The following is a 25,108-nucleotide window of genomic DNA, read 5'->3' on the forward strand; positions in this document are numbered from 1 at the left end:
AGTCGCTGATCGATGTCACTCGGCACACATACGCCGAACACGCGGATGACGGTGGTCGTGAGCGGCGGTCCCAACTCGGAGGCCGGGGCATACGGGGGGATACTGGGCGGTGAGCGGCGCGGAGCCGAGGCTGTGGCCCGATCCTTCGGGAGGGACGCACAGGGGGGCCTGTACGAGGAGAGCAAGGTGGAGCACCGAACAGCCGGCCCGACGAGTATCCGCGGCAGCGGGGAAACAGGACGCGTACCGGCCCTGCTGCTCACGTCCCGCGACGCCCTGCGGGAGGCGTCCTGCCCGATCGCGTCACACGGCGTCCGGGAGACGGAGTACCCCTCGGTAGCGTTTCTCAGGGCCCTGACAGCATTGCGGAGGGAGTCGGAGGACGCCACCTCGACAGCCCTGGCCCAGGCACCCGACGAAGGGGACCGGCGCGCGGTGCTGACCGCCCTCTACGTGCGGGGCGACACGGGGCGCATCGTCACCCTGATCGAGCAGATCGGCGACATCTTCCTGGGGCGAGGCGGGCAGCCCTTCGGCGAGCCCCTCGCAGCGCACCTGAGGGAGTTGCTCGGGGCCTGTCTGACCTTGACGGGCCAAGCTCACGACGTGGTGTGCCTGTCCGGGCCACCGTCCCTCCTGGGACAGAGCCTCACCGGCATCGCCGATCGGCAGCGTCGCCTCAGCGGTCTGCTGCTGACCGGTGGCCTGGGCGGTACCGCTCGTGATGCGGTGGACGCGGCCGTCCTGGGCCGCTGCTACGAGGAATGCGCCTGGCGCGCGGCGGCACTGGCCCACGTCGGGCTGGTCGGGCGCGAAGGGCTTCCCCGACGGCGTTGACCCCGGGCGCGAGTCACGGAACCCCTGCCGCGGCGGTCTGTTCCACGATCGAACGCCAGAGATGCTCCTGAAACATGAGCCCGCCATGTGTGACCAGAACCGCCGAGAGCGCGGGTTCCGCCGGGTCGAAATCGAGCTTGCCCGCAGGGGCGATACGCCTGATCAGGGCGAGGACGTGACGGGCGCAGGCCGCCGAGGCCGTGCGGGGCAGACGTTCCGCGAGCCGGCCTCCGCCGACCACGGTCACCCCCTGCCCCATTCGCCTCACCGTCTCCGGCCGCACGCCTTCGACGGACCCTCCCTCCTCACCGGCGGTCATGTCGACGATCACGGCGCCTGGGCGCATCGCCTCGAGCGCTCTCGCGGTCACTAGGACGCGCGGGCGGTGGGGAATCCCCGGGCGGACCGAGGCGATGACGATGTCCGAGTGCCTCAGACCCGACGGGGGGCCGTCCGTAGGGCGCACCTCGGCCCCGAGGGCGCGCAGAACTCGTTCGGCCCTGCGCGCGCCATGTCCGCGGCCGACGACCACCGCGCGTGCGGCCCTTGCGGGGAGGGCGGGTGTGCCCCCTGCGGGAAGCGGCCGATCCAGGAGGTCGGCGGCGAGCAGTGCGGCCTTGTAGCCCGCCAGTTCCTCCAGAGAGGTCGTGACGTCGAGAGGCCGAGCGGCCGCCCCCGCCTCCGTTTCCGGTACGAGGTCCGGACCGAAGACGGTGAGGCCCGCGTCGCACCAGGTCCGCGCCGTGAACGGCGCACTGAGGGGCGATCCGAGCCGGGTGACCAGCGTGACCAGCACCTGCCCGCGTCGAAAGCCGCTTCCGGCCACGGGCCCCGGCGGCCTCAGTGCCACCACGATGTCGGTTCCGGTCAGGATCTCCTCCCTCGGAACCACGTCGGCGCCCGCCGACAAGTACGCCTCGTCGGCGATTCCCAGGCCTTGTCCCGCGCCGCGTTCGACGCCCACGTTCGCGCCCAGAGCCCGCAATTCGCGCACAGAAGCCGGCAGGACAGCCACGAGGCGGTCTCCCGGGCCCCTTTCGCGGCACACTCCTACCGTCAGGGAGGCCATGAACGCACACCTCCCCTCGTCACCGTGCGCGTCCCGTTTCAGTATGGATCGCGAACCTCCCGTGCGCGCGTGATCCTCTCGCATCTCGTGACGAATGGCCCATGCTGGGACGAAGGGAGACGGCAGCGTCGTCCGTCAGCGCAGAAGGAGGACGCGAGCATGCCCAGCGAGACCCCATCTGCCGGCTGGCGGTTCTGGATCGACAGGGGCGGTACCTTCACCGACGTCGTGGCCAGGGCGCCCGACGGCCGTGTCCGGGCGCTCAAGCTGCTGTCCGAGGATCCCGGCCGTTATCGCGACGCGGCGGTCGAGGGCGTCCGGCGCCTTCTCGGACTGTCCCAGGGTGCGCCGATCCCCGGCCATCTCATCCACAGCGTCCGCATGGGCACGACCGTGGCGACCAACGCCCTGCTGGAACGTACGGGGGAACGCACGGCACTCGTGATCACACGGGGGTTCCGGGACGCCCTGCGCATCGGCTACCAGAACCGCCCTCACCTCTTCGCCAGGAAGATCGAGCTGCCGGAGGCGCTCCACGAGCGCGTCATCGAGGTCGACGAACGCGTCACTCCGGAGGGCGAGGTGCTGCGTCCGCCCGACCTGCACACTCTGGCGTCGGCACTCCGGCACGCGTATGCCGACGGGATCCGTGCGCTCGCGGTCGTCTGTATGCACAGTGCGCTCCACCCCGGACACGAGCGTGCCATCGGCCGGCTGGCCACCTCCCTCGGCTTCACCCAGGTCTCGCTCTCCTCCGACGTCGGACCGCTCACCCGGCTCGTCCTCCGCGGCGACACCGCCGTTGTGGACGCCTACCTCTCACCCGGGCTGCGCAGGTACGTGCGGGACGTCTCGCAGGAACTCTCCGGCGTCCGGCTCCTGTTCATGCAGTCGAACGGCGGTCTCGCGGCGGCGGACCACTTCCGGGGCACCAACGCCGTGCTCTCCGGCCCGGCCGGTGGCATCGTCGGCATGGCCCGCCTCTCGCAGCAGGCCGGGCACGACCGCGTCATCGGCTTCGACATGGGCGGCACCTCGACGGACGTGTCCCACTACGCCGGTGAGTTCGACCGGGTACCCGTCACCCGTATCGCCGGAGTCCGGCTGCAGGTACCGATGCTGGACATCCACACGGTCGCCGCGGGCGGCGGATCGGTACTCCGCTTCGACCACGGACGCTACCGAGTCGGTCCGGACTCCGCTGGGGCCCGCCCGGGACCGGCGTGCTATCGCGCGGGCGGTCCGCTCACGGTCACCGACGCCAACGTGATGCTCGGGCGCGTCCCGTCCGAGCATTTCCCCCACGTCTTCGGCCCCGACGGTGATCAGCCGCTGGACGACGGCGTCGTGCGACGCGACTTCGCCGCACTCGCGGACCGCATCCGCGCGGCCACGGGTGACCGGCGGACACCCGAGGAGGTGGCCGAGGGCTTCCTCCAAGTGGCGGTCGCGAACGTGGCCGCCGCGGTCAAGCGCATCTCCGTGCACCGGGGGCACGACGTGCGCGGCTACGCTCTGACCTCCTTCGGTGGGGCCGGTGGCCAGCACGCGTGCGCCGTCGCCGACGCTCTCGGCATCCGTACCGTCCTCGTACCGCCGCTCGCCGGAGTGCTCTCCGCGTTCGGCATCGGACTCGCGGACCTCACGACCGTCCGCGAGCAATCGGTAGAACTGGCCTTGGACGAGGCGCACATGGACCGGGTCCGAACGGTCGCGGGCCGACTGGAGAAGGCCGCACGGGCGCGGCTGAGCGCTCAGGGTGCCCCGAGCGAGCGCGTACGCGTCACGCGGACGGCGCGCCTGCGCTACGACGGCACCGACACGTCCGTCGCCGTGCCGCTCGGCGGTGCCCAGGAGATGGCGGACACGTTCACCGAGCGCCACAGGGCGCTGTACTCCTTCACGCTGGACCGGCCGGTCGTGGTCGATGCCCTTTCCATCGAGGCCAGGGGGTTGACGACCAGGCCCGACCTCGGCCGGCTCGGCGGTCGGCGCGCGCCCTCCGTCGAGGCGGCAGCCCCCACCACACGCCTCCACGTCGACGGTGCGTGGCGGACGGTACCGCTCCGGGAACGCGAGCGGCTGAGTCCCGGAGTGGTGGTTCCAGGACCCGCCGTGATCGCCGAGGACAACGCGACCACCGTCGTCGACCCCGGCTGGCAGGCCACGGTCACCGAGTTCGGGCACCTACGCCTGACCAGGACCGCCGCACTCACCAAGGACGAGGTCGGCATCGGCGCCGATCCCGTCCTGCTCGAGATCTTCAACAGCCAGTTCGTCTCCGTTGCCGAGCAGATGGGTGCCCGTCTCGCGGCGACCGCCCAGTCCGTCAACATCAAGGAACGACTGGACTTCTCCTGCGCCCTCTTCGACCCCGAGGGCAACCTCGTCGCCAACGCGCCCCACATCCCGGTCCACCTCGGTTCGATGGGAACCGCCGTCCGGGAGATCGTCCGCCGCCGCGCCGGAGGCATGCGTCCAGGAGACGCCTACGCGGTGAACGACCCGTACCACGGCGGCACTCACCTCCCCGACATCACCGTGATCACGCCGGTCTTCGGGGAAGCCGGTACACCGAGCGCCGGCAGAGTGCTGTTCCACGTCGCCTCCCGCGGGCACCACGCGGAGATCGGCGGCCTGACGCCGGGCTCGATGCCGGCCGACAGCCGACGCATCGAGGAGGAAGGTGTCCTCTTCGACAACTGGCTGCTCGTCCAGGACGGCCGCCTGCGGGAGAAGGAGACCCTGGAACTGCTCACCGGCGCGCCGTACCCCTCCCGCGATCCGGCTACCAACCTGGCCGACCTGCGGGCCCAGGTCGCCGCCAACGCCAAGGGTGTCGACGAGGTCGACCGTATGATCCGGCACTTCGGCCCGGACGCGGTACAGGCATACATGCGGCACGTGCAGGACAACGCCGAGGAGGCCGTCCGGCAGGCCCTGGACGGCCTCACCGGCGGGGCGTACCGGTACGAGACCGACTCCGGCGCGGTGATCGCCGCGCGGGTCACGGTGGACCGCGACCGGCGCGAGGCGACCGTCGACTTCACGGGGACCTCGCCGCAACTCGGTTCCAATTTCAACGCACCGACCTCCGTGGTCACCGCTGCCGTGCTGTACGTCTTCCGCACCCTCATCGCCCAGGACATCCCGCTGAACGACGGCTGCCTGCGACCGCTGCGCATTCTCGTGCCCCAGGGGTCCATGCTCGCCCCCACGTCACCGGCCGCCATCGTGGCGGGCAACGTGGAGACCTCACAGGCGATCACCGGTGCGCTCTACGCCGCGCTGGCGGCGCAGGCCGAGGGCAGCGGCACCATGAACAACGTCACGTTCGGCAACGAGCACCACCAGTACTACGAGACGGTCGCCTCGGGAGCCGGCGCGGGCCCCGGCTTCCACGGTGCCTCCGCGGTACAGACGCACATGACGAACTCCTACCTGACGGACCCGGAGGTGCTGGAGATGCGGCTCCCGGTGCTCGTCGAGCGGTTCTCCCTGCGAGCCGGCAGCGGTGGCCGGGGCCGGTGGCGTGGAGGCGACGGCGTGGTGCGCAGGATTCGCTTCCGCGAGGCGATGACCATCAGCGTGCTCTCCGGACACCGTCGGATCCCTCCGTACGGGATGGCCGGCGGGGAGCCGGGAGCGCTCGGGCACCACCATGTGGAACGGGCCGGCCGGATCCTTCCCATGGCGGGCTGCGGTTCCCTGGCCGTACGACGAGACGACGTGTTCGTCCTGCACAGCCCCGGCGGCGGTGGCTACGGACACCCCGCCCCCGCTGAGCCCGGACGATCCGGGGCCCCCGGACGATGACGGCCCGTACCGCCCTCACCTGTCCGGTTCATCCGGTTCAGTCGCACCCTCGTGCCGAACGACGACAACGGGACACAGCGCATGCTGAAGAAGGGCCCGGCTCACCGAAACGGTTCCCCCAGAGTCACCTGGCGGGTGACCTCGACGTGCGGAGCCACTCGGTGTACGAGCTGTTCGGCATCGGCCATCGTGCCGTCCACGAGTTCCCGCACTCCTCTCCCGCCCGGGTACCAGGGCGGGAGGCCCCGAGGCACGTGCGAGTCGGCCACCCGAAGGCATGCACCAACTGCAAGGGGAGCGCCACGCGTCCCGGCCTCACGCGCCACTGTTCCCACCGCCTTCCAGCTCGACTGCGAACCATGATCGACACCCACCACCGCGGACGGCATCATGACCGGAAAGGGTCCGACGCGCTTCCCGCAGTGCCGCGTGTTCGTCGAGCAGGCCGAGCAGCGGGGTGTGCCACACGTACAAGGCCCGCAGGTGCGCGCTGCGCAGGTCCGCTTCGGCGAAGGCGAGGTCGACGGCGGCCGCCGAGTGGGGGCTGCCGTCCACACCTACGACGAGGTAGGGCGGCTGCTGGGTGATGTGTTCGGGCTCCCGTAGTACGACGACCGGACAGGTGGCGAGTGCGGTCAAGGGCAGCGCGACCGCGGCGGAGGTGAACACTTCCCGCGCCACTCCCAGATGCCGAGAACCGATCACCACCAGCTCAGGATCGACGCCGACCACGATCGGCCTTGTGTTCGCGTCGGTGAGCATGATGAGCACCTCACTCAAGTCGCATCACCCGGTCGTGCCGGGAGGCCGTCCCCGTTCCACGGCCACGGAACCCGGGCGCGGTGGTGGACGATCTGCCGTCGCGGCGGCGGCGTTCACTCACCGAGGCCACCGCCGAGGTGTCCGGAGTCGGCACGGTCTCACCCGTCGGTGCCCCAGGGACTCGGACGACGACACGCACCACAGAGTGCGGCAGGCGGCCCGGTCGCCGTGTGCTCGAACAGTGGTCCGGTGAGTCCTTCGCTCGGCGGTGTACCGCCGCGACGTCCCCCCCCGGCCGAACGAGTCGATCAGGGAGTACCTCGCCCGAACGACCCGGCTCCGCACCCTCGATGCCAGATGCCGCCACCCCGGTCCGCAGCACGCGTCTCCGACTCCGGCGACGTGACGGCCGTCGAGTAGCCCGTCAGCCGGCTCTCCGCCCCTGCTGGGATCCCAGCTCCTTCCACTCGCTCTCCCAGGCGGCCAGACGCCGCCGGTTGAGTACCGCCCGGACGCCGAAGTATCCGGTCGTCGACGCCACGACGACGGCGAGGGCCGAGGTGGTGCCCACGGCGCCGGCTTCTATGCCGACCTCGGCCGTGGTGGGCGGCGGAGCCGTCAGGTGATCCTGCCGGTCCGTCCACAGCTTCACCTGGGAACCGGCTTTCAACGTCTTGTCGACCGACGCGGTGCCCACATGACGCGTCCCGTCGGAGGCGGTCCAGCGCACAGGGGCGCCGGTATGCCTACTGGTCGTACCGGCGGTCACCGCGCCGCCCGTGGCATCCCTCGTGAGCGTGGCCGTGATCGGATGACGTTCGGCGCGTTGCTGCTCCGCGAGGTGTGCCCCGGCCCCCGCGGCCAGTACCCCGGCCGCGGGACCCACTACTACGATCATGAGCCCCACGATCAACAGAATCCACGCTTCGAGCACGTCCTCACGACGGCGCAGGGGGTTGTGCCTCCAACGCCACAGGTACTGCCGAGTGATGCCGGCTCTGCGCATCGTGCTCACCTCCGGCTGTTCCCTCCAGCCTCGCCCGCGGCCACGCCGAGGTGCAGGGCCGTTCGGGCATCACCTGGAACGCATCGGGGCCGAAGGGCCCTACTCCTGCTCGTCTCGCACAGTGCCGACGAGCAGGCGATTCACGCGGCTTTCCAGTAGGACGAGGTACGCGGCTCTCCCGCGGAGGGAATCAGTGCCGCCCCGCGCGGGGCGTGGGCGATCAGTACGGGGCCGACGGCGCGGGGGCGCCGTCGGTCGGCTCAGCGAGACGGCCGCGCACCTCCGAGGTCAGCCTGGACAACGGCTCGGACACCACGGCCCGACGCGGGCGAGGCGCGCGGACCCGCAGGACGTCGTCAGGCAGCGCGGCCAGGTCCGCCGTCAGGCGGGCGTGGGCCTCGCGCAGGGTGTCCGGCGGTTCCATGCGGCGTCCGTCCCTCATCACCGTGCGCAGCAGCGGTTCCGCGTCCGCCGGCACGGGCTCGTCCCACCGGGCGATGACATCGTCACCGTTCGGGCGGCGGAAGGCCTGCTTGCGTCCGGGCAACGTCACCTTCGCGGACGACAGCTTCATGACCGGGCGGCCGTCGTACTCCACGAGCTTGTAGGCGGAGTCCAGGTACGGGGCGTCGGCCGAGGTGCCCACGCGGGTGCCGACCGCGAAGACGTCGATGGGTGCCCCCGAACGTGACAGGGCTTCCACGCCGTACTCGTCGAGGCCGCCACTGGCGACGATCCGTACGTCGGACAGCCCGGCGGCGTCCAGTTCGGCACGCACGCGACGAGCCAGGACGCCCAGGTCGCCGCTGTCCAGCCGTACTCCGCAGCCCAGCCCCCGATCCAGCTCCCGCAGTACGCGGGCCGCCGTACGCGTCCCGCGCACCGTGTCGTACGTGTCCACCAGGAAGGTGACGGGTCCGGGGTGGGCGCGGGCGAAGGCGCGGAAGGCGGTCTCCTCGTCCGGGAAGGCCTCGACGTACGAATGCGCCATCGTGCCCGAGGCGGGCAGACCCCAACGGACCGCCGCCGCCACGTTGCTGGTGCCGGCGAACCCGGCGAGAGCCCCCACACGGGCGGCCTGCAGGCCGGCGCCGGCGCCGTGGGTGCGGCGGAGGGAGAAGTCGATCACCGGACGTCCCGCGGCGGCCAGGACGGAGCGCACCGCCTTGGAGGCGACGGCGGTCTGGTGGGAGACCTGGTTGAGGAGGAACGTCTCGACGAGCTGCGCCTCCGCGATCGGCGCGGTGACCTCCAGCAACGGCTCCCCGGCGAAGACCACCCTCCCCTCGGGGACGGCGCGCACCTCGCCGGTGAACCTCATGCCGTGCAGAGCATTCAGCGAGGCGGACGGACGGCGCAGTGCACGGGCGAAGTCCTCGACGTCGGTGGAAGTGACCTCGAAGTCGCTCAGGTAGTCGAGCACGGGCTCCACACCGGCGCTCACCAGAAATCCCCGTTCGGGCGGCAATGTGCGTACGAAGAGACTGAAGGTGGCGAGGCCGTCCATGCCCTCTTCGAGGTAGGACAGCACCATCGTCACCTCGTACAGGTCCGTGGTGGTCACGTCCGACATGACGCTCACCTCGTCGCACGGGCGGTCGGGCGGTCCAGTCCAGCATCACCCGCTCCCGCGGCCGAACGGAAGGGCCGACCGGCCGTCCTTTCCGGGACTTTCGCTCGAGGCGCCGTTGTGCCGTCCCGCCTTTCCGAGAGGGCATGCCCGACGAACAATGGAGAGAGCGGGAGGCCCCGGCAGGCCGCGGACACAGGCCTGAGGCAGAACCATGACGGGGTACTCACTCCCGGACGTCCGGCGCGCGGGTGTCGGCGCAGGCCGGATCGCGAGGAGGACCTCATGATGCGAGTGCAGCCCCAGGAGAACACCGTGACGACGCTGGTGGCCGAGGCGGCCATGGCACCGTCCATGCACAACGCGCAACCGTGGCGCTTCCACTTCGTGACGGCCGAGCGCCTCCTGCGGATACGCGCCGACACGGACCGTGCCATGCCGCGCTCCGACCCCGGCGACCGGGCGCTGCACATCGGCTGCGGGGCGGCCCTCTTCAACCTGCGCGTCTCGGCCGTGCACGCGTTCCTGGAGCCGCATACCGCGTTGCTGCCCGATCCGCGGGATCCCTCCCTGCTTGCGGTCGTCCGCCTGACCGACCCCGCTGACCCCGCCGGGACTCCGTCGGACCGGGAGCTGCGGCGCCTGCATCCGGCGATCACACGGCGAAGGACGAGTCGGCAGCCGTTCTCCGACAAGGACGTCCCCGAGAACGACAGGGCCTCTCTGCGGGAGGCCGCGGCGCAGGAGGACGCCGTCCTGCTGTTCCCCGACCGCTGGCATGTCGAGACTCTGATCGACCTGGTCCGTGACGCGGAGTGCCGCGATCTGGTGGACCCGGAGGTCGGCGAGGACATGACGCGCTGGACCAGACTCGGCAGTGAGGCGGACAGCGCCCCGGACGGTGTCCCCGAGTATGCCTTCGGCCCCCGCAGGAGGGACGGCAAGGCTCCCGTGCGTGACTTCGCCGGTCGCAGGCCGGTGCCGAACCGGGGGAGCGCGGTCTTCGAGCGCACTCCGCTTCTCGCGCTGCTCAGCACCCGTGGCGACGGCCCCGCCGACTGGCTGAGGGCAGGCCAGGCACTGGAACGCGTCCTGCTGGAAGCCACTCTGGCGGGCCTGTCCACCTCTCTCACCTCGCACCCCCTGGAACACCGAGAGCTGCGTCTGCTGGCGCGTGACCCGATCTCGGGAGTCGGCCACGTACAGATGGTGCTTCGCCTCGGATACGGGCCGGACGTGCCGGCCACGCCGAGGCGGCCCGTGCACGAGGTGCTGACCATCGACTGACGCGTCCCCGCGTACCGGGAGACAGCGCCTCCGTCCTTTCCACCGGCGGTGGACCCACGTGCGTCACGAAGCTGCGTGGGTACCCCTCGGTGGAGAACGCGTCACGTCCGCACGGCGGAGGACGCCGTCGCCGTGCCCAGCCGTCACCGCGGGCCTCGACGCCCGCCCAAGAGCCCTACCGGGGTGGCTGATGAATGAACCGGGGCACTACAAGAGCGCGATGGGCGCCACACGCGCTCAGGTCCGCGAGACGCACACCGCCGTGCTCTTCTTCATGGAAGACCACGTGTACAAGGTCAAGAAGCGCGTAGACCTGGGATTCCTGGATTACACCTCGTCGACGGCGCGCCGTACCGCGTGCGAGCGGGAGATCGACCTCAACAGACGATTCGCGCCGGACGTGTATCTGGGGCTGGGTGAGCTCCGTACCCCCGGCGAGGAGGAGCCCGAGCCGCTCGTGGTGATGCGCCGCATGCCGGACGATCTCCGCCTGGCACACCTCGTCGGGACCGGAGCGCCCGTCGGGGATGCCCTGCGCGTCGTCGCCAGGCAGCTCGCCGCATGGCACGCCGTCGCGCCCCGCGGCCCGGACATCGAGGAACAAGGCACACGCGACGCGCTGACGTCCCGTTGGGAGTCGAGCTTCGCCCAGGTCGACACCATGACCGCCGAGGGCCTCGAGTCCGACGCGCCGGCGGAGATCGAGCGCCTCGTCCGGGAATACCTCGCGGGGCGGGAACCCCTGTTCGACATGCGCATCGAGCAGGGCAGAGTGGTCGACGGTCACGGAGACCTTCTCGCCGACGACATCTTCTGCTTCGACGACGGACCGCGGATCCTGGACTGCCTCGAATTCGACGACCACCTCCGCTACGTCGACGGTCTCGACGATGCCGCGTTCCTGGCCATGGACCTGGAACTGCTCGGTGCGCCCGAGTCCGCGGCGTTCTTCCTCGCCCGGTACGGTGAATACTCGGGTGACCCCGCACCGCCGTCGCTGTGGCATCACTATGTCGCCTACCGGGCCTTTGTCCGAGCCAAGGTCTCCATGATCCAAGCCCGCCAGGGTGCCCCCGGCGCGCGGGCGGCGGCCCAGCGGTTCATCGCCATGACCCTGCGCCACCTGCGTACCTCGGCGGTCGGCCTGACACTCGTCGGCGGACTGCCCGGCACCGGGAAGTCCACGCTGTCCGGCGCACTGGCCGACCGTCTCGGCGCGGTGCTGCTCAGCAGCGACCGCCTGCGGAAGGAGCTGGCGGGGCTCCCCGTGGAACAGGCCGCAGCGGCCGCATACGGGCAGGGGCTCTACACGCCCCGATGGACGGCCCGGACCTATGCCGCGCTGCTGGACCGGGCAGCGGCCCTCCTGGCCCGGGGCGAATCGGTGGTCCTCGACGCCACGTGGACCGACCCGGCCCAACGCGAAGCGGCACGCCGTACGGCCGAAAGCGCCAGTGCCGCCCTCACGGCACTGCACTGCCACGTACCGAAGGACGTGGCAGCCGACCGCCTCCGTACCCGTGCCCCGGGCGCGTCCGATGCCGACATCGGCGTGGCCGACGCCATGAGCTCCAGGGAACCGCCCTGGTCCGGAGCCGTCCCGGTCGACACCAGCGGTCCTCTGGGCTCCGCGGTGGCACAGGCCCTGGAAGCCGTCCGACCGTGGGGGCCGGACCAGGCGAAGGTGTTCCGACGCCCCTACATGCAGCCGGACTGAACGTGGAGCGGGAGGGGAACGCCACCGCACGTGCGAGGGCACTCCTCCCCGCGGCACGGGGTGTCCGTCCGGCCGCACGAGTGGGCCGGACGGCACTCCCCACGGCCCGGCGCATCGCGTTTCGATGGAAACGGCGGCTCCACGCCGCCCCCGCCGCACGAACCGAGGTCCCCATGAAGCGCTCCCTCGTCGTCGCACGACTGCGGCACTCGGCATCGGCATTCGCGTCTCCCCGGCTCGAGCCCGCCCTCCTCGCCGTGACGACCGTGGCTCTCGTCGCGGGCGGCATTTCCTGGCTCCTCGGCGCCGTCGATGTCGCCGACGCCCTCTGGGGACTGGGTACCGCGGCCGCCATCGTCCCCGCGGTGGCGTGGGTCCTGGTCGCGTTGCGACAGGGGCATGCGGGCGTCGACCTGATCGCCGTACTCGCTCTGGGCGGGACCCTGGCCATCCGTGAGTTCCTGGCCGGCGCGTTGATCGCGCTCATGCTCGCCACGGGCCGCACCCTGGAGGAGGCCGCCCAGCGACGCGCCTCCCACGACATGCACGCCCTGCTGGCCCACGCCCCGCGCTCGGCACGCCGCCGAGCCGCCGGGGAAGTGACCACGGTGCCGCTGGAAGAGGTCAGCGCCGGTGACCTGCTGATCGTCGGTTCCGGGGAGACCGTGCCGGTCGACGGCCGCGTCGAGAGTCCCGAGGCCGTCCTGGACGAGTCGGTGCTCACCGGTGAATCCGTCCAGATCCCGCGGCGCCGGGGCGAGGGGGTACGCAGCGGCGTGGTCAACGCCGGCGGTGCCTTCGAACTGCGGGCCACCGCCACCGAGCAGGACAGCACCTATGCCGGGATCGTGCGCCTCGCACAACAGGCCGGTGCGGAGTCCGCGCCCATCGTGCGGCTGACGGACCGGTACGCCGCCTGGTTCCTGCCACTGACCGTCGTTGTGGCGGCTCTGGCATGGCTGGCCAGCGGCTCCGCGGCCCGCGCGGTCGCCGTTCTCGTGGTCGCCACCCCGTGCCCGCTGCTGCTGGCGGCGCCGGTCGCCGTCGTCTCGGGCCTCTCCCGCGCCTCCCGCCGCGGCGTGATCGTCCGCGACGGCGGCGCCCTCGAGAACCTCGGCCGAGCCCGCACCATCCTGCTGGACAAGACGGGAACCCTGACCCGGGGCCGCCCGAGCGTGCTGGACGTCGCCGCCGCACCCGGTCAGGCCCCGACGCAGATTCTCCGGACGGCGGCCTCGCTGGACCAGTACTCTCCCCACGTGCTGGCCCGCGCCCTCGTGGACGCCGCGCAGGAGCGCGAACTGCAGCTGTCGGTGCCGACGGACGTGACCGAGGAACCCGGCCGGGGGATAAGCGGGACCGTCGACGGGCACCGGGTCTTCGTCGGTCGCGTCCCTCCGACGGCCCGGGCCGACTCCTCCTGGGCGAGGGCGGTGGACAACCGCGCCCTTCTCGACGGGGCGACCGTCGCATGGCTCGTCGTCGACGAGCACCTGTCCGGCGCCGTACTCCTGCGCGACCCACTGCGTCCCGAAGCTCCCCACGCCCTGAGCCGACTGCGGTCGGCGGGCATCCGGCGACTGCTGATGCTGACGGGCGACCGAGCGGCCCCCGCCCAGGAGGTCGCGGCCGTGCTCGGACTGGACGGCGTACGCGCCGAACTCGGTCCCGCCGACAAGGTCGCGGTCGTACGCTCCGAACGCGAACACGCGGTCACAGTCATGGTGGGGGACGGCGTCAACGACGCCCCCGCCCTGGCCGCCGCGGACATAGGTGTCGCCATGGGCGCCCGTGGTTCCACGGCTTCCTCCGAGGCGGCGGACGTCGTGCTCACCACCGACCGCGTCGACCGCCTCGCCGATGCCGTCGCCATCGCCCAGCGCTCACGGCGGATCGCCGTGCAGAGCGCCCTGGGCGGCATGTCGCTGTCGCTGATCGCCATGGCCGGGGCCGCCTTCGGACTGATCCAGCCCGCCGCGGGCGCCCTGCTGCAGGAGGGCATCGACGTCGCCGTCATCCTCAATGCGCTGCGGGCCGTACGTGCCGGCCGCTCCGAGCGGCCGACGCTCACACCCGCCACCGAAGCACTCATCCACCGCTTCGCCACCGAGCACGACGACCTGCAGGACGTACTCCAATCGGTGCGGGCCGCCGCCGACCGTCTCTCCGACGCACCGGATCCGGCAGCCCTCGCCGGCGTCGAGGAGGCGCACCGGCTGCTCACCGAGCGGCTCCTTCCGCACGAGTACGCGGAAGAGCACCAGCTCTATCCGGCCCTCGCGGCGACCCTCGGTGGCCCCGAGACCACCGCGACCATGAGCCGCGCCCATGTCGAGATCGAGCGTCTGTCCCATCGCATCGCCACCCACGTGGAACTCGCCCGCGCCGGCGGCGGACTGGCCCCCGAACAGCTGGACGACCTGCGCTCCTGCCTCTACGGCCTCAACACCGTGCTGCGGCTTCATTTCAGCCAGGAGGAGGAGAACTATTTCTCTCTGGCTCCGTGACGAGGGGTACGGGCTTCGCGAGACTGGTCTCATCCGACCTCACGGCCGGTGCGGTTTCCTTCGAGGCCGTCAAGGACGAGGGGCACGGTGATCCTTTTTCCACCAGGTTCCTGACGAACCCGAAAGTCCTGGGACACCTCCATGACGATCTCTCCGAGCCGTGGCGACCCACGCGCTCCGGGTCGGGCGCCTGGATCAACGGTCGGGTGGTACTGCTGTCCCACACGCTGATCCTGATGGTGCCCTTCCTGATTTCCCGATCCAGTCGGCACGGACCGGGAACGTATGTGCGGGCGTCGGTCACCGACTCGCTCACCACCGGTTGCGCCGTGCCGATCGCACGAGCCGATACCGGTAGCCCGTGCTCGGCCCGAGCAGCGATGAGGAAGTCATGAGTGAGGGCTCGGGCCCCAGCGACACGAGAGCTGCCCCGTACCCGTAGCGAGGGGATGCCTTGTCGCGTCCGGGTAGCCGTCGGCGGCGGGGATGCGCGAGGATGCCAGGGCCGATCGGCCCTGCGGTCGGCCCCGCGACGGTGCGGAACCGGGGGACAGGTGGGCGGGGCCCGGAACGGGCGCCGGCGCGCACACGGGACAAGGAGCATGGCATGGCGGACAGCGAACGGCCCGGACCCGGGGATCCCATCCGGGTCTTCCTGCTGGACGACCACGAGGTCGTACGGCGAGGGGTGCACGACCTCCTCGACGACGAACCGGACATCAACGTGGTCGGTGAGGCCGCCACGGCCGAGCAGGCCCTGGTCCGGGTACCCGCGCTGCGCCCGCACGTCGCGGTCCTCGACGTCCGCCTGCCGGACGGCGACGGTGTCAGCGTGTGCCGTGAACTGCGCTCGCACATGCCCGAACTGGCCTGCCTGATGCTGACCTCGTTCGACGACGAGGAGGCGCTGCTGGACTCGATCATGGCGGGCGCCTCCGGGTACGTGCTGAAGCAGATCCAGGGCTCCGACCTCGTCTCGGCCGTCCGTACGGTTGCCGCGGGCCAGTCCCTGCTGGACGCCAACGCCACCGCCAGGCTGCTGGCGCGTCTGCGCGGAGGTCAGGAGCAGGAGGAAGAAGCCGAGGCGCTGCCGGGGCTGACCCCGCGCGAGCGGGAGATCCTGGCCCTCATCGGCGAGGGATTGACGAACCGCCAGATCGGGCAGCGGCTCTACCTCGCCGAGAAGACGGTGAAGAACCACATCTCCCGCCTGCTGGCCAAGCTCGGCGTCGAACGAAGGGTCCAGGCCGCCGTCATCGCCACCCAGGCACAGGACCGGCAGCGACAGCGGGGCCACTGACCGCACGACGGATGCCGCGTGCGCCGTGGCGCGGGCCGGGCAGCAGGGTCGAACGTCCCTCCGGTCCGCACCGTACGACCCAAGCCCCGGCCGCGCCGATGCCCACAGTCCGGATGCACGGACATCGGCGGACACCCCGCACCGACCTGAGCCTGACCCTGCGGCGTCCCGCGAGCGCCGAGGAGATCGACGCGGCCTTCCGCGAGGCGGCGGACGGTCCGCTCAAGGGGATCCTGCGCGTCTCGGACGCCCCGATCGTCTCGCGCGATGTCGTCGGCGATCCCGCCTCGTGCGTACTGGACGCCCGACTGACGCAGGTCCACGGCGAACTGGTGAAGGTCTTCGCCTGGTACGACAACGAGTGGGGCTACACCAACCGCCTGCTCGATCTCACCGAGTACGTCGCCGACCGGCTCCCGCGCGGGTGAAGACCGCGGTACCCGGACCCCGGCACCCGCCGGGGTCCGGCCGTCCGCACACCGGTGACCGTCCGCGCCGCACAGGACCGTCAGCGGCCGGACCAGGACCGGTGGCCCTGCCGCGGCGGCCGCGCGGAGCGGAGACTCGAAGCATCCCGAAGGAGGTACCTCATGACCCGCACCCTCACCGTCGGACTCGACGGCTCGCCGGAGAGCCTGGCCGCAGCGGACTGGGCCGCCGGCGAGGCGCTCCTGCGCGATCTGCCGCTGCGCCTGGTGAGCGCCTCCGACTGGCAGACGCCCGCCTACGCGCCGACGGGCGCACTCGGCGCACCGACACCGCCCCGGGATCTCCGACGCGCCTACGCGCAACGCCTCCTGGACGAGGCGCGGACGCGCATCACCCGCCGCCACCCCGGTCTGCGCGTCCTCGACGACGAGATCCCCGGGCTGCCCGTACCCGCCCTGCTGCAGGCCGCCGAGGATGCCGAGCTGCTGGTCCTGGGCTCCCGGGGGCTCGGCAAGGTCACCGGGTTCCTCCTCGGCTCCGTCTCCCTCGCGGTCCTCGCCGGCAGCGAGCGGCCCGTGGTCCTCGTGCGGGCTCCCGGACCCGACGAGACGGAACGGCAGGCGGAGGAACCGGCCGGTGGCCGGCCCGCGGCCGACCACGGCGATGTCGTCCTCGGCCTCGATCTGTACCAGCCCTGCGACGCGGTGATCGGCTTCGCCTGCGAGGAGGCCTCCCGGCACGCGGCACGGCTGCGGGTCGTCCACGGCTGGGCGCTGCCCCCCTACTACTACGGCGGCACGCTCATGCCCGACCTGAACAAGGACATGGCCACGCGGGTGCGGAGCGAAGTGGCCGACGTGCTGCGGCCGTGGCGGGAGAGGTTCCCCGCCCTGGAGGTGACCACCCAGGTCACCGTCGGCGGCGCGGGCCACCACCTGGTCGACGCCTCTCACGACGCTGCCCTGGTGGTCGTCGGCCGGCGGATCCGCCGGGCAGCCGTCGGGACGCACGTCGGTCCGGTGACCCAGGCCCTGCCGCACCACGCCGCCTGCCCGGTGGCGGTAGTCCCGCACGACTGACGGCAGCCGGGGCGCGCGCGGTCAGCCGCCGAGGTCGATGACTTCGGCGGCGCCGCGGCGCGGAGAGACGGGTCCCTCGGGGCCGTATCCGAGGCGGATCACCATCTGTGTATGTCCCCGGTAGCCCCCGTCGCACCCGGTCGAGGTCTCCGCGCAGGTCCGTCCACTCCAGCGCCTGGTGCAGCAGCGACGCGCGCACCCCGCCCGCGGTCGCCACCAGCAGCACCCGCTCCAGCGCCTGCCCGGCAGCAGCCAGTCCGCACGCCGGTCGTGCGCGGTGCGGAGCAGCACGAGCGCCGGACGCGTTTCGTAGGGGAGCGCGGACAGTGCCGACGGCCGCCGGTGCGCACCGAAGTCCCGCACGGGCAGCCGGTCCAGGGCGTCCTGCGGCCCCGCCGCCGGACCCGGGCCGAAGCCCGGCGACGAACGCGGGCCGTCCGCCCACCGGCGGCTCTCGGCCGCTCTTCCGCTGCCCGAGCGGTTCCGGGACTCGGCCTCCCACGTGCTGCGCAGCACCCGGTCGGTCGCCCGCTGATCCGGCAGGTGCAGCCGGGCGCCTTCGGCCTGGGCGGCCTCGGCCAGCTCCGCGAGCAGGGCCGCGGGCAACGGCCGTTCGGAGAACGGGAAGAGGAGGGGAGGGACCGGTCGGCCCCGCTCCGCTCCGGAGAGGCCCTGGCGGCCGGCAACGCCGAACGACCCGCTCGCGTAGGGACGTTCGGCTCCTCCCCGCGGACCATCGGCACCCTGCGTGGTCCGGCGGGCGCCGGGAGAGTGAGTGGTGTCAGAAACGAACGGAACGTCCTCAGGGAGTGACCACCATGGCCGTCCATCAGCACATGAACCCGAAGGCCGGCTCGCACCTGCCGTTCCTGCGCAGGAACCGGACCTCCTCCGCCCCCGAGTCCGCCGCCTCGGTCCACACGGGGACGCATACGGGCACGCGCACCGTCCGGGCCTACGCGTTCGCCTCGGCCCGCGTGCTGATGGGCTTCGTGTTCCTGTGGGCCTTTCTCGACAAGACCTTCGGCCTGGGCTACGCCACCCCGTCCGGCAAGGGCTGGATCGACGGTGGCTCGCCCACCGAGGGCTTCCTCGGCTCGGTGGCCGTGGGACCGATGGAGTCCGCCTTCCATGCCTGGGCCGGGGCCGGCTGGGCGGACTGGTTGTTCATGCTCGGCCTGCTCGGTATCGGTCTCGCTCTGATCGCCGGGGTGGCTCTGCGCCTGACGGCGCTGGCGGGCACGGTGATGATGGCGTTGATGTGGATGGCCGAGTGGCCACCCGCCCAGCATCTGTCGGACGGCACGCCGAGCATGTCGACGAACCCCTTCGCCGACTATCACCTGGTCTACGCGGTGGTCCTCATCGTCCTCGCGGCGGTCTCCGCCGGCGACACCCTGGGTCTGGGACGGCTGTGGGCGGGGCTCCCCATCGTCCGCGACCACGCGTGGCTGCGCTGAACCCCCGTCGATGCGGTGGGCCCGCCGAACGGGCCCACCGCATCGCTCCGTTCAGAGGCCCACGGGCCTGTGCCGGGGCCCGGGCCCACCGGGTCCCCGGCCGGGACCATCGGCCCCTGCCCGGGAGGGCCGCCGCCCGAAATGCTGGAGGAGTAGCGAAGGACAGCGAACCGTGGCGAACAGAGACGAAGCGCGTGCCGCGGACCACAGACGACAGTACGCAGGAGGTGGGCTCGATGCCCAGGACGATCGCCGTGGGTCTCGACGGATCGCCCGAGAGCCGTGCCGCGGCCCGGTGGGCCGCCCGTGAGGCGGCGTTGCGGGGGGCGGTGGTGAAGCTGGTCCATGTGTGGCAGCCGGTGCCGGAGCCGATGGCGCAGGCGCCTCTCCTGGGCGCCGAGACGCAGCAGCACTGGACCGAGCGGATCCCCCGTGAGGCCGCCGAGGGGCTGGCGCTGTCGCATCCCGGTGTCGAGGTGAGCACCGAGCAGCGCGGGGGCCGTCCGGCGGAGGTCCTCGCGGAGGTGGCCGAGGAGGCGGAGCTGCTCGTGCTCGGCTCCCGGGCGCTGAGCGGCATCGGCGGCTACCTGGTGGGGTCCGTGGGCCAGGCAGTGGTCGCCCGTACCGAGGTGCCCGTGGTGGTCGTCCGGGCCGGTGAGCAGGCGGTCGACGAGCATCTGAAGGACCCGGTCGGTATCCCGTCCGCGGCCACCGCCTTCCGGCCCGTCGTGCTGGGCCTGGACACCGGCAGTCCCGCCGGGGAGGTGCTCGCCTTCGCCTTCGAGGAGGCACAGCGGCGTGCGGCCAGGCTGACCGTCGTGCAGGGCTGGAACCTGCCGGCCTCCTACGCGTACACCATGGCCGGCGGCTACGACCCCCGCGAGGACCTGGCCCGCGCGCAGGCGGGCGCGCTCACCGAGGTGCTGCTGCCCTGGCGGAAGAAGTACCCGGACGTCGAGGTGGACGAGCTGTCCCGCCTCGGCAGTCCCGCGAGCCACCTGATCGACGCCTCCCACGACGCCTCGCTCGTCGTCGTCGGCCGCCGCGTCCGCCGCACCCTGTTCGGCGTGCACATCGGGGCCGTCACCCACGCGGTCATGCACCACGCCACCGCCCCCGTCGCCGTCGTCGCCCACCACTGAACCGGGCGCCCCGGCAGCCCGATCGGCCCTGTCCGGCCCCCTCCGGCCCGGACGGGCCGGAGGGGGCCGGACAAGAAGGAGAAAGAACCATGAAGGCAGCGGTCGTGAAGGAATTCGGGGCACCTCTGGTCATCGAGGAGCGCCCCGACCCCGAGCCCGGTCCGGGACAGGTCCGCGTCCGCCTCGAGGCCTCGGGGCTGTGCCACACCGACATCCACGCCGCGCACGGAGACTGGCCGGTCAAGCCGACACCGCCGTTCGTGCCCGGCCACGAGGGCGTCGGCCTGGTGGAGAAGCTCGGCGAGGGCGTCACCCACCTGTCGGTGGGACAGCGCGTCGCCGTGCCGTGGCTGGGCAGCGCCTGCGGGCGCTGCGAGCACTGCCTCTCCGGCTGGGAGACGCTGTGCGAGAGCCAGGTCAACACCGGCTACGGCTGCGACGGCGGGTACGCCGAGAAGATGCTCGCCCGCGCCGACTTCGCCCAGCTCGTGCCCGAGGGCGTCAGCGCCCTCGACGCCGCCCCGCTGACCTGCGCGGGCGTCACCACGTACAAGGCGCTCAAGGTCGCGGGCGTCGGCCCCGCGCAGCTCGTCGCCATCTCCGGGGTGGGCGGACTCGGCCACCTGGCGGTGCAGTACGCGAAGATCGCCGGTGCCACCGTGGCCGCCGTCGACGTCACCGACGACAAGCTCGAACTCGCCCGGGAACTGGGCGCGGACCTCGTCATCGACGCCCGCACACAGGACGTCGGCGCCGAACTGAAGCGGCACGGCGGCGCGCACGCCGCGCTCGCCCTGGCGGTGAACCCCGCCGCCTTCTCCGCCGTCAACGCCGGTCTCCGACGCGGCGGCAAGCTCGTCATGGTGGCCCTGCCCGCGCACGGCACCCTTGAGATACCGATCTTCGACACCGTGCTGAACGGCACCTCGGTGATCGGTTCCATCGTCGGCACCCGGCAGGACCTCGCCGAGGTCTTCCGGCTGCACGCCGCCGGCCGTACGCGGGTCATCCGCGAGACCCGCCCGCTCACCGCGGTCAACGAGTCCATCGACGAGGTCCTGCGCGGTCAGGTCAAGGCCCGCATCGTCTTCGACCTCGACACGGAAGGCTGAGACCGGTGCCCCCGCCCCTGGTGGTCGGCGTCGACGGCTCCGGGCCCGGCCTGCGAGCCGTCGACTGGGCGGCCGAGGAGGCGGCCCTGCGGGGAATCCCGCTACGCCTGGTGTACGCCTCCCTGTGGGAACGGTACGAAGGCCCCGCACTCGCCCCCGAGATCGGCGGCCCGGACGGGAAGGCGAGCGGTGAGGACATCCTCCGCGGTGCCGCGCTGCGGGCCCGGCACCACCAGCCCGGGCTCCCCGTCACCACCGCGCTCGTGCCGGAGGAACCCGAATACACCCTGATCCACGAGAGCCGCGGTGCCGCGGCCGTCGTCGTCGGCACCCGCGGCCGGGGCGCGCTCACCGAAGCGCTCCTCGGCTCCGTCGGCATGACCGTGGCCACACACGCCGACTGCGCGGTCGTCGTGGTGCGCGACGGCGGCGACCGCACGCCCGGGGACGACCCGCCGCGCACCGGCATCGTCGTCGGCACGGCCGACACACCGACGCCCGCGATGCGCTTCGCCTACGAGGCGGCGCGCCGACGGCGGGCCCCGCTCACCGCGGTGCGCGCCTGGCGGTGCCCCTCGCACGACACGGCCGACCAGCCGCTGCTCGCGGGTGAGCCCGAACGGCTGCGCGAGGAACGGGCGGCACGCCAACTGGAGGCCGCCCTCGCCGACACCCCGCCGGACGTGGAGCTGCGCCGCCGCACGATCGAGGGACCGGCCGGACGAGTGCTTCCCGAGGTCTCCCGGGGTGCCGCCCTGCTGGTGATCGGCCGCCGGCGCCCGGGACACGGAGGGCCGCGCCTGGGACGGGTGGCACACCGGGTCCTGCACCACTGCGACTGCCCCGTCGCGATCGTGCCCGACGACTCCTGAGCCGGATGCACGCACGGGCGCGACGCCCGGCACGGGCCGGCCACCGCACGAGCGGTGGCCGGCCCGTCCGCGTGGGCCACGACCGCCTCCGGCCCGAACGGCCGCCGCCGACTCCCCGCGCTGCGGGCGGTGCCGTTCGGCTACGACCCGAAACCGTGACGCTCCAGCCTCCGGCCGGCCGGGGCGCTCGCTGAGGAGGACCGGAACCGCACCGTCGCTCTCCGGCCGAACGGCCACCGCGGTCCCGGTGTCGCGGGTCCCTCCGTGAGGGCCGGGTGCCGCGGACTCGGGGGCGCTACCGCCCCGGGTGGGCACGACTCCGCCCCGGACCCTGACGGTCCGGGGCGGAGCGGGCGGGGACGTGTGCCGGTCGGTCCGGCCGGTGCCCCTCGGCCTCCGGGCCCGGTCCTCAGCCGCCGTAGTAGGCGGCGCGCATCAGCTCCTGCATGTCGTCCAGCATCGGCATACGCGGGTTGGCCGGCGCGCACTGGTCCTCGTAGGCGTTGAGGGCCTGCTGGGGGAGGGCGTCCAGGAACGTCCGTTCCTCGATGCCGAGGGCCTGGAAGGTCGGCTCGATGCCCACCGCGCCGCGCAGGCGCTCCACCGCGCGGGCCAGCGACTCCACCCCCTCGGCGGGGGTGGCGGCGGGCAGGCCGAGAGCGTGGGCCATCTCCTGGAAGCGCTCGGGCGCCCGGTACGTCTCGTACTTGGGCCAGGCGGTCAGCTTCGTGGGGACGGTCCCGTTGTACCGGATGACGTGCGGCAGCAGCACCGCGTTGGTACGGCCGTGCGCGAGGTGGAAGGTCGCGCCGAGGGTGTGGGACATGGCGTGGACGATGCCGAGGAAGGCGTTGCCGAAGGCCATGCCGGCGAGGGTTCCCGCGTTGTGCATCTTCTCCCGTGCCTCGGCCGCTCCGCCACGGTCGTTCACCGCTGCCTCGAGGTGGCCGAAGACCAGCCGTATCGCGTGCAGGGCGAGACCGTCGGTGAAGTCGTTGGCGTAGACGGAGACATACGCCTCGATGGCATGGGTGAGGGCGTCGAAGCCGCTGTCGGCGGCGAGCGACGGGGGCAGGGCGGCGGTGAGCAGTGGGTCGACGATCGCCACGCTGGGGGTGAGGGCGTAGTCGGCCAGCGGGTACTTCTTCCCGGTGGCCGGATCGGAGATGACGGCGAACGGCGTGACCTCCGCGCCGGTGCCGGAGGTGGTCGGCACGCAGACCAGGCGGGCGCGCGCGCCCGGGGAGGGGAAGCGGAAGGCGCGTTTGCGGATGTCGGAGAACTTCTGCCGCATGTCGGCGAAGTCGATCTCGTGACCGGCGGCGTGCTGCTCGTACAGCAGCCACATCACCTTGGCGGCGTCCATGGGGGAGCCGCCACCGAGCGCGATGATCGTGTCGGGCCGGAAGTCCCGCATGAGACGGGCGCCGTCCTGCACGGAGTCGATGCTGGGCTCGGGCCGGACGTTGTCGATGATCTGGAGGGTGACCGGCTCACGGCGCCGTTGCAGCACCTGGCTGATCCGGTCCACGAACCCGAGTCGGGTCATGGTCGTGTCGGTGACGACGGTGACGCGGTGGACGTCCGGCATGGAGGTCAGGTAGCGGATGGCCTGCGGCTCGAAGTAGATCTTCGGCGGGACCTTGAACCACTGCAGGTTGTTGCGGCGGGTCCCGACCCGCTTGATGTTGAGCAGCTGGGCGGCGGAGACGTTGTTCGAGACCGACGTGCTTCCCCACGAGCCGCAGCCCAGCGTGAGCGAGGGCAGCAGGCCGTTGTAGATGCCGCCGATGGCACCCTGCGAGGAGGGGGCGTTGACGAGGATCCGCACGGTCTTCATGTGTGCGCCGTACGCCTCCGCCAGGGACCGGTCCTCGGTGTGGATGACGGCGCTGTGCCCCTGTCCGTGGAAGGCGACCATGTCGGCGGCCAGGTCGAAGGCGTGGGTCTCGTCCCCGGCCCGCAGCACGGCCAGCACCGGGCACAGCTTCTCCCGCGTCAACGGCTCCTCCGCGCCGACGCTTTCGACCTCGGCCAGGATGATCGAGGTGTCGGCGGGAACCGTGAAACCGGCCTGCCGGGCGATCCAGGCCGGGCTCTGCCCGACGGCGTCGGCGTTCACCTTGGGCTCGCACCCGGCCCCCGAGCCGCCGGCCGGAGGGAACAGGAACGCCTCCAGCTTCGCCTTCTCCTGAGGGGTGGCGCGGTGGGCGTGCAGGGCGCGGAACTCGGCGAGCGCACTGTCGTAGATGTCCGTGTCCAGGATGACCGCCTGCTCGGACGCGCAGATCATGCCGTTGTCGAACGACTTGGACAGCACGAGGTCGTTGACGGCCCGCCGGAGCTTCGCCTCCTTGTGGACGTAGGCCGGTACGTTGCCGGCCCCCACCCCGAGGGCGGGTTTGCCGGCCGAGTAGGCGGCCTTGACCATGGCGTTGCCGCCGGTGGCGAGGATCAGCGAGACGCCGGGGTGCCGCATCAGCGCATGGGTGGCCTCGACCGACGGCTGCTCGATCCACTGCACGCAGTCCCGCGGCGCTCCCGCGGAGACGGCCGCGTCCCGCACGACGCGTGCGGCTTCGGCACTGCACCGCTGGGCGGACGGGTGGAAGGCGAACACGACCGGGTTGCGGGTCTTCAGAGCCATCAGCGCCTTGAAGATCGTCGTCGAGGTGGGGTTGGTGACGGGCGTGACCGCGCAGACCACCCCCACCGGTTCGGCGATCTCGACCATGTCCTCGATGTCGTCGCGTGCGACCACTCCGACGGTCTTCATCCTTCCCATGCTGTGTGTGACGTGCTCGCACGCGAACATGTTCTTCGCGGCCTTGTCCTCGAAGACCCCGCGCCCCGTCTCCTCGACCGCCAGGCGGGCCAGGGCGGTGTGCTGGTCCAGGGCCGCGACCGACGCCTTCTTGACGATGTGGTCGACCTGTTCCTGCGTCAGGGCCTCGTAGTCGGCGAGGGCCTTCAGTCCGGCCGCGACCAGACGGTCCACGGCGACCGCGGTGTCCGAGGGGGCCTCGCCGCCGGTCGTGGCCCCGGTCCGCGCGTCCTGTCGGGTCATGGTGGTCCGCCTTCGTCGTCAGGGGCCGCCGTGCTGTCACGGTGGCGCCGGGCGGGAGCGGCTCCACGGGCGGACC

The 25,108-nt window shown here is 72.1% G+C and carries 17 protein-coding genes and 1 pseudogene; 12 read left to right on the forward strand and 6 right to left on the reverse strand.

Annotated features, from left to right (window positions below):
* Positions 1–363 precede the first annotated feature (363 nt).
* Positions 364–837 carry a hypothetical protein gene (locus OHB09_RS29120; protein WP_191851673.1) on the forward strand — a complete coding sequence of 158 codons (474 nt, stop codon included), beginning with the start codon at positions 364–366 and terminating at the stop codon, positions 835–837.
* 13 nt (positions 838–850) lie between these two features.
* Here the strand turns inward: OHB09_RS29120 and OHB09_RS29125 are convergent, their stop codons facing one another.
* Entirely contained in the window at positions 851–1,906 is a 1,056-nt protein-coding gene (locus OHB09_RS29125; protein ID WP_286676696.1) for a Rossmann-fold NAD(P)-binding domain-containing protein, read from the reverse strand.
* 159 nt (positions 1,907–2,065) lie between these two features.
* Between OHB09_RS29125 and OHB09_RS29130 the strand changes: the two genes are divergently transcribed.
* On the forward strand, positions 2,066–5,722 hold the full coding sequence (locus OHB09_RS29130; protein ID WP_191851671.1) for a hydantoinase B/oxoprolinase family protein: 3,657 nt from the start codon (positions 2,066–2,068) through the stop codon (positions 5,720–5,722).
* A gap of 315 nt (positions 5,723–6,037) precedes the next feature.
* Here the strand turns inward: OHB09_RS29130 and OHB09_RS29135 are convergent, their stop codons facing one another.
* The 3 genes from OHB09_RS29135 to OHB09_RS29145 form a co-directional block, all read right to left on the reverse strand.
* The gene (locus OHB09_RS29135) at positions 6,038–6,484 is read right to left on the reverse strand and encodes a universal stress protein (RefSeq protein ID WP_191851670.1); all 447 of its coding nucleotides are present in this window, start codon (positions 6,482–6,484) and stop codon (positions 6,038–6,040) included.
* A gap of 424 nt (positions 6,485–6,908) precedes the next feature.
* Positions 6,909–7,490, reverse strand: coding sequence for an Rv1733c family protein (locus tag OHB09_RS29140; protein ID WP_191851669.1), 582 nt, complete (start codon positions 7,488–7,490; stop codon positions 6,909–6,911).
* A 220-nt stretch (positions 7,491–7,710) separates the two neighbouring features.
* Positions 7,711–9,063, reverse strand: a complete 1,353-nt coding sequence (locus OHB09_RS29145) for a nicotinate phosphoribosyltransferase (protein ID WP_319118707.1) — start codon at positions 9,061–9,063, stop codon at positions 7,711–7,713.
* Between the two features lie 285 nt (positions 9,064–9,348).
* On the opposite strand from OHB09_RS29145, the gene OHB09_RS29150 reads away from it, so the two are divergent.
* The 6 genes and pseudogenes from OHB09_RS29150 (at position 9,349) to OHB09_RS29175 (ending at position 17,379) form a co-directional block, all read left to right on the forward strand.
* Positions 9,349–10,347 carry an Acg family FMN-binding oxidoreductase gene (locus OHB09_RS29150; protein ID WP_374930718.1) on the forward strand — a complete coding sequence of 333 codons (999 nt, stop codon included), beginning with the start codon at positions 9,349–9,351 and terminating at the stop codon, positions 10,345–10,347.
* 190 nt (positions 10,348–10,537) lie between these two features.
* Complete coding sequence (locus tag OHB09_RS29155) at positions 10,538–12,064, forward strand: bifunctional aminoglycoside phosphotransferase/ATP-binding protein (protein WP_191851667.1); 1,527 nt, start codon at positions 10,538–10,540, stop codon at positions 12,062–12,064.
* A 173-nt stretch (positions 12,065–12,237) separates the two neighbouring features.
* Positions 12,238–14,571: a heavy metal translocating P-type ATPase gene (locus OHB09_RS29160; RefSeq protein WP_191851666.1), complete on the forward strand. Its 2,334-nt coding sequence runs from the start codon at positions 12,238–12,240 to the stop codon at positions 14,569–14,571.
* A 607-nt stretch (positions 14,572–15,178) separates the two neighbouring features.
* Positions 15,179–15,871 (forward strand): response regulator, encoded by a 693-nt coding sequence (locus tag OHB09_RS29165; protein WP_006141226.1) that lies wholly within the window; start codon positions 15,179–15,181, stop codon positions 15,869–15,871.
* A 140-nt stretch (positions 15,872–16,011) separates the two neighbouring features.
* A pseudogene (locus OHB09_RS29170) lies at positions 16,012–16,299 on the forward strand (aldehyde dehydrogenase); the annotation flags it as partial.
* A 162-nt stretch (positions 16,300–16,461) separates the two neighbouring features.
* A complete protein-coding gene (locus OHB09_RS29175) occupies positions 16,462–17,379 on the forward strand; it encodes a universal stress protein (RefSeq protein ID WP_328922790.1) in 918 nt (305 codons plus the stop codon).
* A 21-nt stretch (positions 17,380–17,400) separates the two neighbouring features.
* On the opposite strand, the gene OHB09_RS29180 is transcribed toward OHB09_RS29175, so the two are convergent.
* Complete coding sequence (locus OHB09_RS29180; protein ID WP_191851663.1) at positions 17,401–17,985, reverse strand: hypothetical protein; 585 nt, start codon at positions 17,983–17,985, stop codon at positions 17,401–17,403.
* Between the two features lie 212 nt (positions 17,986–18,197).
* Between OHB09_RS29180 and OHB09_RS29185 the strand changes: the two genes are divergently transcribed.
* The 4 genes from OHB09_RS29185 to OHB09_RS29200 all read left to right on the forward strand — a co-directional run bounded on the left by OHB09_RS29185 (position 18,198) and on the right by OHB09_RS29200 (position 21,965).
* On the forward strand, positions 18,198–18,839 hold the full coding sequence (locus OHB09_RS29185) for a DoxX family membrane protein (RefSeq protein WP_234524912.1): 642 nt from the start codon (positions 18,198–18,200) through the stop codon (positions 18,837–18,839).
* A 236-nt stretch (positions 18,840–19,075) separates the two neighbouring features.
* On the forward strand, positions 19,076–19,981 hold the full coding sequence (locus OHB09_RS29190) for a universal stress protein (protein WP_319118703.1): 906 nt from the start codon (positions 19,076–19,078) through the stop codon (positions 19,979–19,981).
* Between the two features lie 89 nt (positions 19,982–20,070).
* Positions 20,071–21,093, forward strand: a complete 1,023-nt coding sequence (locus tag OHB09_RS29195) for a zinc-dependent alcohol dehydrogenase (RefSeq protein ID WP_328727940.1) — start codon at positions 20,071–20,073, stop codon at positions 21,091–21,093.
* Between the two features lie 5 nt (positions 21,094–21,098).
* Positions 21,099–21,965 carry a universal stress protein gene (locus OHB09_RS29200; RefSeq protein WP_328922791.1) on the forward strand — a complete coding sequence of 289 codons (867 nt, stop codon included), beginning with the start codon at positions 21,099–21,101 and terminating at the stop codon, positions 21,963–21,965.
* Between the two features lie 409 nt (positions 21,966–22,374).
* On the opposite strand, the gene adhE is transcribed toward OHB09_RS29200, so the two are convergent.
* The gene (adhE, locus tag OHB09_RS29205; RefSeq protein WP_328922792.1) at positions 22,375–25,032 is read right to left on the reverse strand and encodes a bifunctional acetaldehyde-CoA/alcohol dehydrogenase; all 2,658 of its coding nucleotides are present in this window, start codon (positions 25,030–25,032) and stop codon (positions 22,375–22,377) included.
* Between the last annotated feature and the right edge of the window lie 76 nt (positions 25,033–25,108).

Source organism: Streptomyces griseoaurantiacus (assembly GCF_036189845.1).
GTDB classification, from domain to species: domain Bacteria; phylum Actinomycetota; class Actinomycetes; order Streptomycetales; family Streptomycetaceae; genus Streptomyces; species Streptomyces griseoaurantiacus.